Annotated in this window: 3 protein-coding genes and 1 tRNA gene; 3 read left to right on the top strand and 1 reads right to left on the bottom strand. The window is 65.9% G+C overall.

Translation table 11 applies throughout. The features are described 5' to 3' along the window. Positions 1–278: 278 nt before the first annotated feature. A complete protein-coding gene (locus PGX04_RS26485) occupies positions 279–977 on the top strand; it encodes a hypothetical protein (RefSeq protein WP_273741225.1) in 699 nt (232 codons plus the stop codon). A gap of 95 nt (positions 978–1,072) precedes the next feature. Beyond that, positions 1,073–1,161: transfer RNA gene (locus tag PGX04_RS26480), tRNA-Gly, on the top strand. Between the two features lie 194 nt (positions 1,162–1,355). Here the strand turns inward: PGX04_RS26480 and PGX04_RS26475 are convergent. Then, positions 1,356–1,601, bottom strand: coding sequence for a DUF7561 family protein (locus tag PGX04_RS26475; RefSeq protein ID WP_273741224.1), 246 nt, complete (start codon positions 1,599–1,601; stop codon positions 1,356–1,358). A gap of 152 nt (positions 1,602–1,753) precedes the next feature. Here PGX04_RS26475 and PGX04_RS26470 point away from each other — a divergent pair. Next, positions 1,754–2,452 (top strand): YkgJ family cysteine cluster protein (locus PGX04_RS26470; RefSeq protein WP_273741223.1); only part of this gene is annotated, 699 nt, incomplete at its 3' end.

Raw genomic sequence — 2,452 nt, 5'->3', positions numbered from 1 at the left:
TCTGCCCGTCGGCGCGCGAACGAGCACGACGTCGTTGCCGGCCGCGAAGGCGTCGTGAACGTCGCGGAGGGCCTGCTGTTGGGTTCCGCGGTAACTCGGCGCGGGGAACTCCTCGAAGATCCGCTCGGTATTCACCGTTCGACTCACGGCGCGGCCGCGTCCTAAAGGCTGCGGACCGTCGCTCGAGACGAGAGCGCGAACACGAACCCGTCTTCCGAACGGAAAAGCGGAATTTGACCTACCCCAACACACATAAATCATCCAACAGATGTCCAACCATGAAACGACGCACGCTCCTCGCCGTGGTCGGTTCGGGGACGGTCGTATCGGCCGGCTGTCTCGGCGACGATATCGAAACCGACACCGACGATTCAGACACCCCGATCCCGAGTTCAGCTTGTGACGCCGACGACACGTACGAGAGGTGTCGTCACCTGCTCATCTCGTACGCGTCGTTCCCCGGCCCACTCCAGTGTGAGATCGACGCGGCGCTCGAGGCGAACGGCTACACCGCGTCCGGTGGGTTCTTGCTCGAGGATGCGATGGACGTCGACCACGCCTACGTTCGCAGGGACGACGCCACGTACGAACCGGCGGTCACCGAATCCGACGACGGCGACGAACGGACGCTCTCCCTGGTCGAGCAGGATCGACTTACTCGGCGACGGGTCCACGAACTGAGAGTCGAGAACGCGACCGACGATCACCGGTCCGTGGCGATCACCATCGTCCGCGAGGACGACGGCAAGACCGTGGTCGACGAAACGCTCGCGCTCGAGGCCGGCGACAGCGAGAAAATCGACGTGTCCGACGTGCTGGGGCGCTACGAGTGTTCGGTATCGGACGATTGCGGACTCGAGAAGACCGTCGACTCGCGGCTAGGCGAGTACTTCCAGTTCGACGCGCTCGTCGTGGACGAGGAGCTCTCGCTAATCGAATCGACAGCCGACGTGGCTCCCTGCCCGTGGGAGCGCTAACGCTGCTGTATCCCCTGTCTACCGAGCGATTGGTTCCACTTCGGAACGGTAACCGCCTGATTACAAATACGATATCCGCCGTCGGTCGGAGACGCGGAAGGGTCGCTCAGCGGTAGAGCACCGCGGTGCCACCTGGTTCCGCGGCGGCATCTCGCCCCGTGGCGTTCAAATCCCACCCCTTCCGTCGCGGTTGCGGTCGCGCCGTGATCGTCGCCCGTGCTCACGCGTTTCACGGCCGGTACCGCCACCGTCACTGTCACATCGACTCCACTCGAGACCCCCATTTTTCGCGCTCGTCCCGACCCGACTGGAGTGCCAGGAGAGCGTTACGGCCTCAGCGATAGCGTTACGACCTCAGCGATAGCGTTACGGCCTCGGTTATAGCGTCCCGATCCGCGAGGTCTCGTCGTCGACCCGCTCGAGTCGCTCGACGTCCTCGGTCGTCGGATAGTCGGGTATCGCTTCGAGACACGGATAACAGAGCAGATGCGACGAGCCGTCCTCGAGCTCCAGCGTGATCCCGGTCCCGACGGTACCGGCGTCGGTGCCGAAGGACCAGAGGTTGGCGATCCCGCCGGAGACCGTGACCGTCCGGCCGCAGCCGTCGCAGGAAGTCTTGGACATACGTCCCAGTGGGTGCCGGACGATGAAAGTCGTTCTCCCGGGGCGATCGGTCGCTCGACGCGAGGGATCCGGATCGCCAGTGTCGAACGGTGCGGGTTCGAACGGCGGGGGCCCGCACAGCGGTTATAGGCCGTAGCGGCGTACCGCCGATCATGGAGGTGAACTGCGAGGGCTGTGCGGGCTGTTGCATGAACTGGCGATCGCTGCTCGAAGAAGGTGCGGGCTCGGCCGACGCTCGAGGCGGTGAAGACGAGACCGAGAACGACTCCAGACGGCGACATCGGCGACAGCGCGATCCGTTCGGCGGCGAGGACGCGGAGCCATCGTCCCGGGAGCCCCTCGACGACGACCCCACCTTCGTCCCGCTGACCCGCGACGAGGTTCGCGCGTTCCTCGAGGCGGGGATGGCCGACGCCCTGGCCCCGCGATTCTGGCACGCTCGAGACGAAGCCGAGGGCGTCGAGATCGACGGACACAACGTCGCCGCCGTCGCGGGCCGACCGGCGTTTTTCGTGGGTCTCCGGAAACCGCCGAAGCCAGTGGCCCCGTTCGGCCGCGAGGAGCCGACGTGGCTCCCGACCTGCGTCTTCCTCGATCCGACGACGCTGCAGTGTCGGATCCACGAGAGCGAACTGTATCCCGACGAGTGCGGTGCGTATCCCGAATACACCCTCGCGCTCGCACAGCGATCCGAGTGCGAGCGCGTCGAGTCCGCGTTCGGCGGCGACCGCCTGCTCGAGGCCGATCACGACGATCCCGACGGCATGCTCCTGGGCCCGCAGGCGATCGGGGCGAAACTCTTCTGTCATCCGCGGCCGGCCGATCTCGAGGGGGTCGTCGACCGAGCGGCG

Source organism: Natrinema soli (genome assembly GCF_028618695.1).
Note: the sequence above shows the minus strand (reverse complement) of the source record. Positions and strands in the feature narration are given on the sequence as shown.